This is a genomic window from Acinetobacter sp. G11, from assembly GCF_049808495.1.
Taxonomy (GTDB): domain Bacteria; phylum Pseudomonadota; class Gammaproteobacteria; order Pseudomonadales; family Moraxellaceae; genus Acinetobacter; species Acinetobacter kookii.
In genome coordinates this window covers 108,951-122,786 of sequence record NZ_JBNCAT010000005.1, presented here as the reverse complement: position 1 = coordinate 122,786, position 13,836 = coordinate 108,951, and the positions used below count along the sequence as shown (strand labels likewise).

Genomic DNA, 13,836 nt, shown 5'->3' with positions numbered 1-13,836 from the left:
TCAGATCTATTTCATAAGTCAAAAAATGTTCAATATTAGACTTTTTAAATCAGCACGGCCTCATTTGATTGATTTAATTTTCTTACCTTCTCGTAGGCAATCTCTCTACTTTTGAAAGGTCAAAAGTAGACAAAAACCTTTTGTTTCCCATACACGACATCCTTGTCGTGATGGGAAACGTGTGGCATCCATGCCACACTCATGACTCTAATATCGACTAAAAAATCTATTTTCAATTTCAGCTTTACGAACAACTTTTAGTTTCTAAGATGATTTATGAAAAAGGTTTATTAAAGAAATTCTTCCAGTACCGAATTTAAAAACACATGCCCCTGCTCGGTACAAGACAAACGGCTTTGATCTTCCACCATCAACTTCCGTGAACGTAATGACGCTAAAAGTTCATCCAAACTCGCCAGGTCTAAACCTGTGCGTTCAACATACAGCTGGGCAGCTACGCCCTCATTTAACCGCAGCGCATTCATCATAAATTCAAACGGCATGTCTGCATCTTCAATCTTTTTAAACTGAAGATGCTCAGCCGGAACTTTGGCCAAATAATCTTTCGGCAAACGGGTTTTCTGGAAACGGTACACGCCATCCGGCCGGGTCACTTTAGCGTGTGCACCTGCCCCAATGGCCAGATAATCGCCAAACTGCCAGTAATTTAAATTATGTGCCGACGGTTTTTCTTTGCGCCACGCCGAGACTTCATAATTGATAAAACCGTTGGCTTTTAAATAGGCTTCACCCTGTTCCTGAATATCTTCCAGCACATCATCCACCGGTAAAACCGGTTGCGTGCGGAAAAATACGGTATTGGGTTCAATGGTCAGCTGATACCATGAAATATGGGTTGCGCCATTTTCCACCGCCAGTTTTAAATCATTTAAAGCCTGTTCCAAGGTCTGTTCTGGCAAGCCATGCATCAAGTCGACATTGATACGTTCAAAACCTGCTTCCCGGGCCAAATGAATGGCATGAATCGCATCATCATTACTGTGAATACGCCCCAATTTTTTCAGCTGATCGGTATTAAAACTCTGCACACCTATGGAAAGGCGGTTAATCCCTGCTTTTAAATAACCTGAAAAAGGATCATGTTCGACTGTTCCCGGATTGGCTTCCAGGGTAATTTCACAGTCATCTTCAAAAGGAATCAGTGCTTTAAGCTGTGCAAATAACCACTCATAACCCTTGGCAGAAATCAGTGAGGGCGTGCCTCCGCCAATAAACACGCTATGAATCTGACGGCCCTGGGCAAATTCGACCTGGGTTTTAAAGTCTTCGACCAAAGCCTGTAAATATTGCTGTTCCAAATCTAAAGACAGTTTTCCATCCGGTACGGCATGCGAGTTAAAGTCACAGTATGGACATTTACGCACACACCACGGCATATGAATGTATAAAGATAAAGGAACCAGTGCAGGATTTAGGTCAGCCAAGGAACAAGCTCGAAACGGATAAGGGAAGATGCATATTTTAACATGACTGCATCAGGACACTGATAAAATCTCACCAGGAATATCAGTACACTAGGAAAAACTATTGAAGAATTAAATTGTTAGAATGATGAAAATATCTGCTCAGTTATTGTTGTTCATCCCGCTGACACTGGGGATTGGTATCGCGCTCACTATCCAAACGGCCATTAATAGCCAGTTGAGAGAATATTTAAATTCGCCTTTACAAGCTGCCCTTTTATCTTTTCTGGTTGGTACAATACTGCTGGCCATATTGGTGTTTTTTCAGCCGGCAGAAAAACCCGGTTTTGCTACCTTTGTGCAACTGCCGTGGTATTTATGGTTGGGCGGATTTCTCGGCGTGTATGCAATTAGCCTCAGTATTTATGCCGCGCCCAGACTCGGTTTTTTGACCCTGTCCGGTTTGATTATTTTTGGTCAACTGGTCACTTCAATGGTTCTGGATCATTTTGGTTTACTGGGCACAGAAAAAACACCGGTTAACTGGCAACGTCTGTTAGGTGGCGTAGTGATTTTTATTGGTGTGCTTCTCACTTTACAACGCTAACACCTCATTATTCTAAGCACATGATGAGTAATTTTTGTGTCTCATGTATCGTCGGTTACAACGACCCGTTATGAATTAAAACAGCTCTTTCATTTGATGATTCCGATTTTGGTCACTCAATTTTCCCAGGCCGGTCTGGGACTGATTGATACCATTATGGCCGGACGTCTGTCTCCGGTGGACCTTGCCGCGATTGCTGTCGGGGTCGGCTTGTGGATTCCGGTCATGCTGCTGTTTAGCGGCATCATGATTGCCACCACGCCTTTGGTCGCAGAAGCCAACGGTGCACGTACGCCTGAAAAAATTGCCAGCATTGCACGGCAATCGCTGTGGATTGCATTGCTTCTGGGTATCATCGCTGCACTGATTCTACAAGTCATGCCATTTTTATTGCCTGTTTTAGGCGTGCCAGAAGTCTTGCTGCCCAAAGCCAGCCTGTTCCTGCATGCCATTGGCCTGGGTATGCCTGCCGTGACCATGTATGCAGCGCTGCGTGGCTATTCGGAAGCGCTGGGGCATCCACGCCCCGTGACCGCCATTAGCCTGATTGCATTAATTGTTCTGGTGCCGCTGAACTTTATTTTCATGTATGGCTGGGGACCGATTCCGGAGTTAGGTTCGGCAGGTTGTGGTTTTGCCACGGCGATTTTGCAATGGCTGATGTTTATTGCACTCGCAAGCTATGTATTGAAAGCTTCAGCCTACAAAAAAACACAGCCCTTTGCCGCATTTGAAAAAATTAATCCCTACTGGATCAAGCGCATTTTAAAACTCGGTTTTCCGATTGGCTTGGCCATTTTTTTTGAAGTGAGCCTGTTCAGCACGGCTGCGATTGTACTTAGCCCTTTGGGCGAAACCCTGGTGGCCGCACACCAGATTGCCATGTCCGTGACCTCGCAATTATTTATGATCCCCATGTCCCTGGCCATTGCGCTGACCATTCGTGTAGGTACGTATTATGGGGAGAAAAACTGGCAGGCGATGTATAAAGTTCAATATCTAGGTTTGGCCACCGGCACTGTTTTTGCCATCGTCACCATGGCCCTAATCTGGTTTTTTCGGCCAGAAATTGTGGCTATTTACACCTCGGATTATGAGGTCACTCAGGTCGCGCTGTCTCTGCTGCTGTTTGCCATGGCCTATCAGCTGATGGATGCCTGGCAGGTCAGTGCAGCGGGTTGCCTGCGCGGCATGCAGGACACCAAAGGTCCGATGTGGATCACCATGATTGCCTATTGGGTCATTGCCTTTCCGGTCGGGGTTTATCTGGCGCGCTTTACCGACATGCAGGCCGCGGGTGTCTGGGTCGGCCTGATTGTCGGTTTAACTGTGGCCTGCATCTTGTTATTGAGCCGTTTATATAGAATCAATCATCGGCTTAGAACCCCTTAACCGCGTCTAGACTCATTCCTTTTCATGGGAAAAGGAATGAGATCAATACAAAGTGAATAGAAAAATAATGATAAAAATTTCAGCAATTTAGCCACTTAAAAATGTTCTTGTTTTGAATGATTCCACTTTAAAAATGCCGCTTTTTAACAATTTAAAGTAGGCAATATCCAGTTTAACGCCTATGATCATTAAAACCCATCTCTGATGATCCTGAGGAATTTCGAATGGCAAAAACGGCTAGGACCCCCGGTCGTCGCTTTATGAAACTTGCCAGTATGACGGCGAGTATTGCAACTAAAACCGTGTCAAACTCGATTAAAAATTTTAATGCCGATGAAGAACAAAAAAATGCCGCGCGCACTAAACTTTTTCAGGATATAGGTTTACAGATTGCTGACACCCTGGGCGAAATGAAAGGTGCAGTCATGAAAGTGGGGCAAATTGCTTCCCAGTATAAAGACATCTTCCCGCCTGAAGTGGCGCGTGCCATCAGCAAGTTACAGCGCCAGGCCCCAGCGATGCCTTTTGCTGAAATTAAAGCACAAGTTGAAAAAGAACTGGGCAAACCGCTCAATCAAATCTTTAAACATTTCGATGAACAGCCTTTTGCGGCTGCATCTATTGGGCAGGTACATAAAGCCATCCTGCCGAACGGTCAGCAGGTCGTGGTCAAAGTGCAATATCCGGGCGTGGACGAAGCCTGTGAAAGTGACCTGAAACAGGTTCGCCTGGCCTTGCGTTTGATGGGTGTACTGAAAATTGACCGTAAATTGCAGGACCGCTTATTTAAGGAAATTCAGGAAAGTCTGGATAACGAGCTGAATTACCAGATTGAAGCGCAGAATCTGGAAGTGGCACGTACCTTCCATGAAACTTTAGACAGCAAGATTATTATCCCGCAAGTTTATAAAGACTATTCTTCGCGTCATATTCTGACTTTAAGCCTGGAACAGGGCGAAAGCATCGAGACGGCCAGTACCTGGTCTCAAGACATCCGTAATGAACTGGGTCGCCGCCTGTTCCGTGCCATTGGTCAGGAAATTTTTTATCTGAAACGTTTCCACTGTGACCCGCATCCAGGCAACTTTGCTTTCCGTGAAGATGGTACGGTGATTATTTACGATTATGGCGGTGTTAAAACCCTGTCCACTGAAATCGTTTCCAATTTCAAAGCCCTGATTAATGCCGCCCGTGAAGGTAATATTGCCGAAATGGAACAGAAACTGGATGACCTGCACTCCCTCACCATGCAAGGCAAATTTCCTGAAGACCTCTATCGCCAGTGGCTGGAAGTGTTGATGCGTCCGCTGATCACCCATTACGATTTTGCCGAAAACTCGGCCCATCATGATGGTGTCGAGCTGCTCAAACCGTCATTAAAATATTGGGATGTGTTTAAGCCTTCCCCGGATACCTTGATGGTCAACCGCACGGTTTCCGGACATTACTGGAATTTAATCCATTTAAAAGTTCATGATAACCTGAATGATTTATTCGAAGAGCTGGTGCCACCTCGCGTCTAATTACCAATAATAAACCCGGTTAACCAATCGTTACCGGGTTTTATTTGACCTTACAATTGTTATGTTATAACATTTCTTTAAATTTAAAATATACGATGGAGAAATGTATGCGCCCAGGTATTCACCCAGACTATCAACAAGTCCTGTTCCACGACACCAATGCGGATGTTTATTTTGTGATTGGCAGTACCTTAAAGCCGACACAGACCCGTGAGTATGAAGGCCAGACTTATCCTTATGTCACTCTGGATATTTCTAGCGCCTCTCATCCGTTTTATACCGGTGAACAACGTCAAACCAGCAATGAAGGTCGTGTGGCAAGTTTCAACAAACGTTTCGCACGTTTCAAACGCTCACATTAACTTCATATTGTTTTAAGATTTCAACGCTAATCTTAAGACTTGAAAAGCCCAAGCACTCTCCTCCAGCTTGGGCTTCTTTTTTATATTTATTCTCACTATTCAATTTATCTGCTGTGTAGCAGCCACTGAAACAGGTAAAAACCGAGCGTCAAAACCAGAATTCCCATCATCACGCTGGAAATCATATAACCCAAAGCCAGTGTGGTTTGACCATGTTTTAATAACTGGAAGGTTTCCAGACCAAAACTGGAAAAAGTGGTAAAACCGCCTAAAATGCCGACCATCAGAAACAGGCGTGCTTCATTTTGCAAAACGGGAAATTTCTGGCTATAAGCAAAGAAAATACCGGCAAACAGGCAACCGCAGATATTCACCCACCAGGTGGTCCATGGAAATCCGCTCGTGGGTTTAAATAGCAATATCCCTGCTCCATAGCGCAAACTTGCGCCCACCGCTCCCCCTAAAGCCACCAGTAGCCAATTCATATCCGTTCCATTTTTATCAAATCAAAGATCAGGACTGTGTAAATTCTGGGTCCACTATACTCTACAAATGAACTGAAATAGTAATGAAATGCTGCCCTAAAAATTGTTATAGTCGCGATGTTTTTAAACTGTTTTCTATGAATTGAGGAAATTATGGCTCAGGATTTATTGGCACAGCTTCAGGCAGGTGAAATCAAATTTGCAGACGTGATTGCATATATTGATGCCCGTTATCAGCATACCCCGACAGCATTTCAAAACGGCAAACAGGCCAATGCTGCAAACGAAAACCAAGGCAGTGCCAAAGTATTTTCTTTTGCCCAACTTAATGGTCTAGATCAGGCACAAACGCTCAGTTTGTTTGCTGAACATTATGCAGCGGTATTAGCGACCCCTGAAGCCACAGACCACCAGAACATTCGCCAGTTTATGCAAAATGGCTGGGATGGCATTCAGTTTGATGGTCAGGCATTAACAGCGAAATAAGTTATTTATATATGTCTTAGAATATAAAAAGCCCGCTTTAATAAAGCGGGCCTTTTACTCCTCCCTTAGAAAAAGGGAGGTCGGGAGGGATTTAGAAAATCAATAAATATCCCTTTTCATAAAAGTAATCTAAAAAAATTAAATCAGGAAATTCTGACCCGACAACGCCACTCATCAACCGGATTCTGTTCCCATGATCGACCATGTTTCACGTGAATCCATTCTTCACCGGGTTGCAGTGCAGTAAATATAAACTGTTTTTGTCCACCCATACCCACCATTGGCGGCTGGCTTTTCCCTTGATCTTGCCGATAAATTTCTTCGACTTTTAAGATGTTCTGCGGCTCGGCCACTTGCCAGATGTATCCTGTAGTCGGATTCTCGGGCAATGTTAATTCCAGGGTTTGCCCCACGCTCATTTCCAGCAAAGCTGGACATTGCTGCTTTAAGGAATAGACATGAGTTTTACCATCAACCGTTGGACTCATGCTACTACACCCCACTATGCCAAATCCTATTATTGCGGCAAAACATAACCCTAAAACTTTCATTAACTTACTCTTAACTCTCTTCTTAGGGAAACGAATTAACCTTTAACCCGTTCAATCCATTCGATTGAACTGACACGAAATAGCTCACACGCGCCATCACCCGTATCGGTTGGGGTTAAAGATGAAGTCCAGACCAGATTTTTGTCTTTAATTTCCACCAGCTCGCCTTTCAGCCGCACCAAATCACCGCGTTTGACATGTTTAATCTGTTTGGCAATTTGAGGGTTGGCAGGAATGATGTGCATATTCGACACCATCTGCATGGCCTGCTCGGCAGGAACGGGTAAGCGGTCAATCTTCCAGTTTAAATAGCGGTCATATTGATTGACCGAGATATGCCGTGCAATTTCAGGTTCGGCAAACAGCCCCCAACTTACCGCATAGTCAATCGGCGAAAACTTGGCCTGTTCATCACTGGTATAGGTTTTCGAGCCTAAAATACGGAAATCCCCTTTAAAGGTTTGCAGCGTTCTGATGGACTGTTGTTTAGATACCGGAGCCAGACCTTTGGCAATATTATAGTCAACTGAGGCACTGGCACTCACTTGCAACATGCTCGCTGCAAATAAAGTACTGAATAATATTGACCTGATCATCTTTATGCCCCTAACAAATTTATTGATTTCTAAATTAATTTTAATTCAGTCACCTTAAATAACTATATGGACTTGGTAACAATATAGATATGTTCAGTCACTTTTTTGTCTTATTCCCTGAACAGAAGATTGGTTAAACTAAAATGATATAAAGTAAGAAAAATTAAGTGACAATGATTTATAAATTTTACCAGCAACACATTTTTCCGCATTTGCTCAATCAGGTAATGCAAACACCCAGCCTCATGGATCAGCGTCGCGAACTACTACTCCCCATTGCAGGCGAAGTGCTGGAAATTGGCTTTGGTACCGGAGTGAATCTGCCTTTTTATCAAAATGTCGATACGCTCTACGCACTGGAACCGAATGCCGATATTTATCAGCTGGCGATTAAACGCGTGCACGAAAGTGCCATTCATGTGCAGCACGTTCAGGCCAGTGCAGAAAAGCTGCCTTTTGCCGACAATAGTATCGATCATATCGTCAGTACCTGGACACTTTGCAGTATTGAGCATCTGGATCAGGCCCTGGCAGAATTGCATCGCGTGCTCAAGCCTGGCGGAACCTTGCATCTGGTCGAACATGTACTGTCTGACCGCCCGGCACTGCAACATCTGCAAAACCTGCTGACGCCCGTTCAAAAACGCCTTGCCGATGGCTGCCATCTGAACCGCAATATTGAACAGGCCTTGCTGGATGCACATTTCAGCTTTACAGAAAAACATTATCTGGATGCGGCTGGTATTCCTAAAATTGCCCAACGCATGTTGTTTGCACGCGCTCAAAAACAATAGGCTTCTTTCATCAATCATTATGAATGACTGCAAGTTTTTCAAATTGAATATTGTTTGACTTATCAAAGATCTCTAATGATGTTGAATTCAAACTCGTGCAATCATCACGGTGTTAATCATCAAAATCGATGCGCACCGTTTCAAAACGTACCCGCCCTTCCCGAACGGCCTGGGCAATCGCCTGTTGCCCCTTGGTCAGGCGTGCACCGCCACTTTTAATGTCAATCAGTACCACCTCGATATCTTCGGGACTTCCCTCGCCATCCCGCAGGTCGGTATAGCCATCGAAAACCACATAATCGACCGGATCACCCAGAAATTTGGCATCACTGGGTAAATACTGAAACTGGGGCATAATCGGTGCCAGCTGCTCGGCCATCTTGCCTTTTAGCACTGCACGACTGGTATTGACGCTGCGTTTTTGCGCATGGGCCAAAGCCTGCTGATGCTCCAGTTCCAGTTCCGCAATGTACTGCTCATACTCTGCCTTGACGCGTCCATTACGGGTGTTGCTTAAAATCATGGTGGTGAGCACCACGCCAATACACGCACCAATCAGCATTGCCATCCAAATGGACATTCTTTTTCCTTAATTGTAAAAATTACCGCTACTTATATCTTTAGACTTTTGTCATGAGTCATCTTCATCACATCAAACAATGATATGCTAGGACTGAGCAGAATAAAATCGTTAGGGTCATGAAAACTATCTTAATTGCCAATCAAAAAGGGGGATGCGGGAAAACTGTTACCGCAATTAGTCTTGCTAGCGCTTTGGCACAAAAGGGATATAAAGTAGCACTTGCCGATGCAGATAATCAGAAATCGGCCTTGCAGTGGCTGAAACAGCGTCCGGAAGATGCGGCTCCCATTCAAAGCCTGGACTGGCGTCAGGAAAAATCGATTGGTGAGGTGCCTAAAAATATCGAATATCTGATTGTGGATGCACCTGGTGCCCTGTCTGGCGAGCATGCCGAACAGCTGATCAGTGAAGCCCATGCCATTATTACGCCATTGCAACCTTCTTTCTTTGATATAGAAAGTACCCGCCGTTTTCTGAAGCATTTAAAAGAGATTAAGCGTATCCGCAAAGGCAAGGTGCAAATTTTACTGTTGGCCAACCGGATGAAAGCAAACAGTGCCAGCTCCAAAGATATCCAGGATTTCTTCCAAAAAATTGAACAGCAGCCGGTAGCCTGGATTTCCGAACGGGCGGCCTATGCCCAGCTTGCCATGCATGGACTGAGTGTTTTTGATAAAACGCAAAAAAACTATTTGTCCATGCAAGCGCAATGGCAACCGCTGTTAAATGCCATTATTGATGATCCCAGTGCCTGGTTTTAATTGCATTGAATGGCGCAGTCCAAGCTTTGGCATGGAAATGTTCAATAAATATTCATCACAACTTACCCAGCTCTCGTTTTCGGGAGCTTTTTTTTCGGTTAAGATGATCTCCGAACTTAGGAAGTAGTCAGTGAATTCAGTGCAACATTACGCGCCCACATTACAAAAGGTTTTATTATTTGGACTGTTTTTTGTCCTGATGTATTTGAGTTTTCATGTGCTCAAATATTTTATTGTACCTGTGGTTTGGGCGGCAATTATTGCCTATGTCACCTGGCCGCTGTATCAGTCGGTATTGCGCATGTGTGGACAGCGTCCTACGCTGAGCGCCACAGTAATGATTCTTTCTGTCGTTTTAGTCCTGGGTTTACCGATTATTTTTGCGATCTTCATGTTGCAGCATGAAGGCCGAAACCTGTATTACGAATTACAGAAACAGGTTTTTTCCGGTCACCTGAACGTTCCTGACTTTATCCGGCAGTTACCTTTTATTGGCAAAGAAATTTCACGTACGTTAAGAGAGATTAATCAGGACCCGAACAGCATTATCCAGTCCGTCTCGATCTGGATTCAAGGCCATTTAAATTACGGAAAAGCGGTACTGAACGAAGTCAGCAAGAACATGATCAAGCTCTGCTTTGCCGTGCTGTCGTTATTTTTCTTCTACCGTGATGGCCACACCATTTTACATCAGGTCAGCAAAGCTCTAGAAATGGTGATTGGTCCGCGTATCCACCATTACCTGGACACGATTTCTGAAACCACACGTGCCGTAGTTTACGGTGTAGGACTGACTGCCATTGCCCAATCGGTTCTGGCAGGCATCAGCTATTTTGTAGCCGATGTGCCTAACCCGATGGTGCTGACCATCATTACCTTCCTGCTGGCACTGATTCCTTTTGGGCCTCCGATTGCCTATACCTCTGTTTCGCTATGGTTATTTTCTCAGGGGCACACCATTGAAGCAATCGGGGTAATGGTATGGGGCGTATGTGTGGTCAGTACCGCAGATAACGTGATCCGTCCACTGGTGATTTCAGGGGCTACCCAGATTCCGTTCTTGCTGATTATGTTTGGGGTGCTGGGTGGGCTGGCCAGCTTCGGTATGGTGGGATTATTTGTCGGTCCGGTCATACTGGCGGTATTACTGGCGATCTGGCGGGAATGGCTGCATGAAACCAATGAAACTGAAGGCTTAATGATGCCTAAGGCCACCCTTGCCCATGATATTGATGATGAAACCCATCACCCTGATTAAGCTGACAAGTCCAGGTTAAGAAACTTATACATTCCACTACTTAAATCACGTGGTCTTGCATCCACGACTTTGTTTCAATGGTGCCAATTATAAAAAAGTCAGGATGCTTCCACTCATGAAAATACCATTTAAACCCCTTGCAATTGCCACCCTGGGGGCAATATTTTTGGCCGGTTGCGCCAGCCCCCAGCCTATAGATGAACATAAAGCGCAACATGTCACGGTCAATGCCGTCACTGCGCAAGGCATAGGCAATAAAATCGGGACAGTAGAATTACTCGATAGCCCGTCTGGTCTGGTCATCAATACCGATTTACGTGATCTGCCACCCGGCCCTCATGGCTTCCATATTCATGAAAAAGGTTTGTGTGGCCCGGCAGAAAAAGATGGCAAAATGGGCGCTGCCCTTGCCGCTGGCGGTCATTTCAACCCCAACCAGGCGCCACATCACGGTACACCTCTCACCGGACATCTGGGAGATTTACCCCTCATTACCGTGGATGCTTCAGGAAAATCTCAGGAAAAACTGGTGGCCCCACGTTTAAAACTGGCCGATGTTCAAGGCCTGGCGATTATGGTGCATGCAGGTGGTGACAACTATGCCGATGAGCCCAAACCTTTAGGCGGTGGCGGAGACCGGATTGCCTGTGGTGTGATTCAATAATGTGTCCATAAAACCATAAAATAAAAAAGCAGGCAGAGTGTCTGCTTTTTTTTATGATGACCTCACAATCGGAGATCGTACCGAGTCACATTGGGGTGAATAATTTCACAGCTCTACGGATAAAGCAGGCTATATTCACACTAATCGGGCTTTAGAAAAAGCCTGAACTGGCTGAAAGACCGGTTTCAGTACGTGATTATAAGCATTTGATAAGTTCTTAAAATATATCGATCTTTTATTCACCATTGCGGCAATATTCGGTACACTCAGGGTTCATTCTCATAGATTTAAGCATGACCATGAATATTCAAACTTTACGTGTTGTCGGTCTTTTAGAAGGACTTTCCTTTCTCCTGCTTTTGTTTATCGCCATGCCAATGAAATATATGCTGGATAATCCAATTCTGGTGAAATATGTCGGCATGGGGCACGGCGTACTGTTTATCCTGTTTTTAATTGTTTTGTTTGTTGTGTGCGAAAAACAGAAATGGTCGCTTCAGATGTTTATTCTGGGTTTAATTGCATCCATTTTACCGTTTGGCACTTTTGTTTTCGATCGCAAGTTGAAGGCTGTTGCGCAGCCGATTGCCGAGTCCAAGCTATAGTTTCTGATTAAAAGACGATTTTCTTTTTCAGAGAATAATAAGGATATACCCTCATCTCCTACGGAAAGAAAATACTGATTTCAAATCAGTATATTCCCCTCCTTTCAGGAGGGGTTAGGGGAGGTAAAATTATGCTTAGCTTCTCACCTTGCGGAATATATTCCTCATCTCCTATTAAGAAGTGAGAACAAATAGAGTGGCTAAAACTGTCCCTGCTTCACCCGTTCTTTTAAAATCTGCTTGAGCATCGCTCGCGGAAAACTGAACCACAGTGCAATTAAAATAAAACACGCCACGCTATAGGCCAAATAGTGGTAGTGTTCATACATCACCCGAACCAGTTCAATAATGATAAAGAAACTGAACATCAACAGCATCGAAACGGCTGCTGCCACTGTACCTTTGGATACTTCCGATGACATCAGCGCAAAACGGTACAGCACCGAAAAGCTGATCCCTTCACCAAAGCTGATGAGCGTCATACCTGCAATGAGGCACCAGATCAGATACTCCGGCAAAATCACTCCAACCAGTAAAATTATGGTGCCGAGCAGCATAATCGGCAAACCCATCAGCACCGATTTACCCAAAGCCAGTTTGTCGATAATTTTAATCAGCACTACATTTCCGACAATCAATCCGCCCAATACCGGAAACTGTGCCAAACCATATTGCATGCTGCTAAAACCCAGTTCTTCCACCAGCATGACCGGTGACAGTGCAATCCAGAGCATCAACGGCATACTGACCATCGGCAAGGCCAAGGTCATGGCCAGAAAACGTCTGTTTTTATAGACCTGTTTAAAGTCATCCCATATATAACCGAATGGCTGTTTTGGTATGCTGACTTTGTTCTCGGGCATTTTGGCTTTCAGTCCAAACCAGCTTAAAAAAGCTAATGAGGCGATGCCGATAAAGCCCCAATGCCATGACACATGGTCAATCAGGAATGCACCAATCACCGGACCGAGTAAGGGTGCAAGCAGGGAAATATTCGCCATCAGCGCCATGACTTTAATCGCGTCACGTTCTTCAAAAGTTTCCTGAATGGCAGCATAACCGACGGCAGAAATAACGGTTAAACCTATGCCTTGTAAAAAGCGCAGCGCCAAAAAGCTTTCAATATTTTTCGTCAGTAAAATCAGCAAGCAGCACAATACGAAGAACAGTACGCCTGCAAGCAGCACTTTTTTACGTCCTAAACGGTCGGACAATGGGCCGAGCAACCAGGCCACACATGCCCCACCCAGCAGGTAAAATGACATGGAAGATGGCGCCCACGAACTGCTGACGCCAAAGTCTTTGGTAATGGCGAGCATGGCAGGCTGCACCAAGTCGTTGCCGATATAGACGGAAAATTCAAACAGGACCAATGCCAATGGGAACATCAGCGTGGCACGGTTTAAGGTAGCGGTTTGAACTTTTTGCATTGTTTTTCTACATGTATTTTAAGCTTGTAGGGCTACGCACTATTTTTAGGGAGAGAAGCGTCAGCCCAATGCCAAGCATTGAGTGTTTAAATTAAAGTTTGGGAAATGCACTTGCTTATAAGTGACTTAAAACACCGTATTCACCAGGTGTTTAAATAAAAAATTCGTGAGAATAGTTGATCTCAAACAAGTACACCTACTTGGTTGAGTAGGTGTAGTTTAGCAGAGACTATCTTCTAATTCTTTGAGCTTCTTAAGATTATTTAGATAGATTCGTTACTATGATTTTTACCAAGCCTAAAAAAATAATAATGA

At 44.6% G+C, this 13,836-nt stretch carries 16 protein-coding genes; 10 read left to right on the top strand and 6 right to left on the bottom strand.

Going from position 1 to position 13,836, the window contains the following annotated elements:
- Positions 1-290: 290 nt before the first annotated feature.
- Entirely contained in the window at positions 291-1,445 is a 1,155-nt protein-coding gene (gene hemW / locus ACPUEY_RS03855) for a radical SAM family heme chaperone HemW (protein ID WP_425121198.1), read from the bottom strand.
- A 124-nt stretch (positions 1,446-1,569) separates the two neighbouring features.
- On the opposite strand from hemW, the gene ACPUEY_RS03850 reads away from it, so the two are divergent.
- From ACPUEY_RS03850 to ACPUEY_RS03835, 4 genes are all read left to right on the top strand, one after another.
- Entirely contained in the window at positions 1,570-2,031 is a 462-nt protein-coding gene (locus ACPUEY_RS03850) for a DMT family transporter (protein ID WP_092820142.1), read from the top strand.
- Between the two features lie 36 nt (positions 2,032-2,067).
- A complete protein-coding gene (locus tag ACPUEY_RS03845) occupies positions 2,068-3,423 on the top strand; it encodes an MATE family efflux transporter (protein ID WP_425121197.1) in 1,356 nt (451 codons plus the stop codon).
- A 224-nt stretch (positions 3,424-3,647) separates the two neighbouring features.
- On the top strand, positions 3,648-4,946 hold the full coding sequence (locus ACPUEY_RS03840) for an ABC1 kinase family protein (protein ID WP_425121196.1): 1,299 nt from the start codon (positions 3,648-3,650) through the stop codon (positions 4,944-4,946).
- 107 nt (positions 4,947-5,053) lie between these two features.
- Entirely contained in the window at positions 5,054-5,308 is a 255-nt protein-coding gene (locus tag ACPUEY_RS03835) for a type B 50S ribosomal protein L31 (protein WP_092820145.1), read from the top strand.
- Between the two features lie 104 nt (positions 5,309-5,412).
- Here ACPUEY_RS03835 and crcB read toward each other — a convergent pair whose 3' ends face one another.
- On the bottom strand, positions 5,413-5,793 hold the full coding sequence (crcB, locus tag ACPUEY_RS03830; RefSeq protein WP_092820146.1) for a fluoride efflux transporter CrcB: 381 nt from the start codon (positions 5,791-5,793) through the stop codon (positions 5,413-5,415).
- Positions 5,794-5,946: 153 nt separating this feature from the next.
- Between crcB and ACPUEY_RS03825 the strand changes: the two genes are divergently transcribed.
- On the top strand, positions 5,947-6,279 hold the full coding sequence (locus ACPUEY_RS03825; RefSeq protein WP_092820147.1) for a HopJ type III effector protein: 333 nt from the start codon (positions 5,947-5,949) through the stop codon (positions 6,277-6,279).
- Positions 6,280-6,422: 143 nt separating this feature from the next.
- Here the strand turns inward: ACPUEY_RS03825 and ACPUEY_RS03820 are convergent, their stop codons facing one another.
- Positions 6,423-6,767: a protease inhibitor I42 family protein gene (locus tag ACPUEY_RS03820; RefSeq protein WP_425121195.1), complete on the bottom strand. Its 345-nt coding sequence runs from the start codon at positions 6,765-6,767 to the stop codon at positions 6,423-6,425.
- A 98-nt stretch (positions 6,768-6,865) separates the two neighbouring features.
- Entirely contained in the window at positions 6,866-7,426 is a 561-nt protein-coding gene (locus ACPUEY_RS03815) for a hypothetical protein (protein WP_092820149.1), read from the bottom strand.
- A gap of 173 nt (positions 7,427-7,599) precedes the next feature.
- Here ACPUEY_RS03815 and ACPUEY_RS03810 point away from each other — a divergent pair, with 173 nt between their 5' ends.
- Positions 7,600-8,220 (top strand): class I SAM-dependent methyltransferase, encoded by a 621-nt coding sequence (locus tag ACPUEY_RS03810; protein WP_131273162.1) that lies wholly within the window; start codon positions 7,600-7,602, stop codon positions 8,218-8,220.
- Between the two features lie 112 nt (positions 8,221-8,332).
- Here the strand turns inward: ACPUEY_RS03810 and ACPUEY_RS03805 are convergent, their stop codons facing one another.
- Positions 8,333-8,800, bottom strand: coding sequence for a Holliday junction resolvase-like protein (locus ACPUEY_RS03805; protein WP_131273068.1), 468 nt, complete (start codon positions 8,798-8,800; stop codon positions 8,333-8,335).
- A gap of 119 nt (positions 8,801-8,919) precedes the next feature.
- On the opposite strand from ACPUEY_RS03805, the gene ACPUEY_RS03800 reads away from it, so the two are divergent.
- The 4 genes from ACPUEY_RS03800 (at position 8,920) to ACPUEY_RS03785 (ending at position 12,091) form a co-directional block, all read left to right on the top strand.
- A complete protein-coding gene (locus ACPUEY_RS03800) occupies positions 8,920-9,564 on the top strand; it encodes a ParA family protein (protein ID WP_425121194.1) in 645 nt (214 codons plus the stop codon).
- 130 nt (positions 9,565-9,694) lie between these two features.
- Entirely contained in the window at positions 9,695-10,822 is a 1,128-nt protein-coding gene (locus ACPUEY_RS03795; protein ID WP_261183217.1) for an AI-2E family transporter, read from the top strand.
- 115 nt (positions 10,823-10,937) lie between these two features.
- Positions 10,938-11,486, top strand: coding sequence for a superoxide dismutase [Cu-Zn] SodC (gene sodC, locus ACPUEY_RS03790; RefSeq protein WP_425121193.1), 549 nt, complete (start codon positions 10,938-10,940; stop codon positions 11,484-11,486).
- Positions 11,487-11,785: 299 nt separating this feature from the next.
- Positions 11,786-12,091 (top strand): DUF3817 domain-containing protein, encoded by a 306-nt coding sequence (locus tag ACPUEY_RS03785; protein ID WP_131273072.1) that lies wholly within the window; start codon positions 11,786-11,788, stop codon positions 12,089-12,091.
- A 200-nt stretch (positions 12,092-12,291) separates the two neighbouring features.
- Here ACPUEY_RS03785 and ACPUEY_RS03780 read toward each other — a convergent pair whose 3' ends face one another.
- On the bottom strand, positions 12,292-13,521 hold the full coding sequence (locus ACPUEY_RS03780; protein WP_425121192.1) for an MFS transporter: 1,230 nt from the start codon (positions 13,519-13,521) through the stop codon (positions 12,292-12,294).
- Between the last annotated feature and the right edge of the window lie 315 nt (positions 13,522-13,836).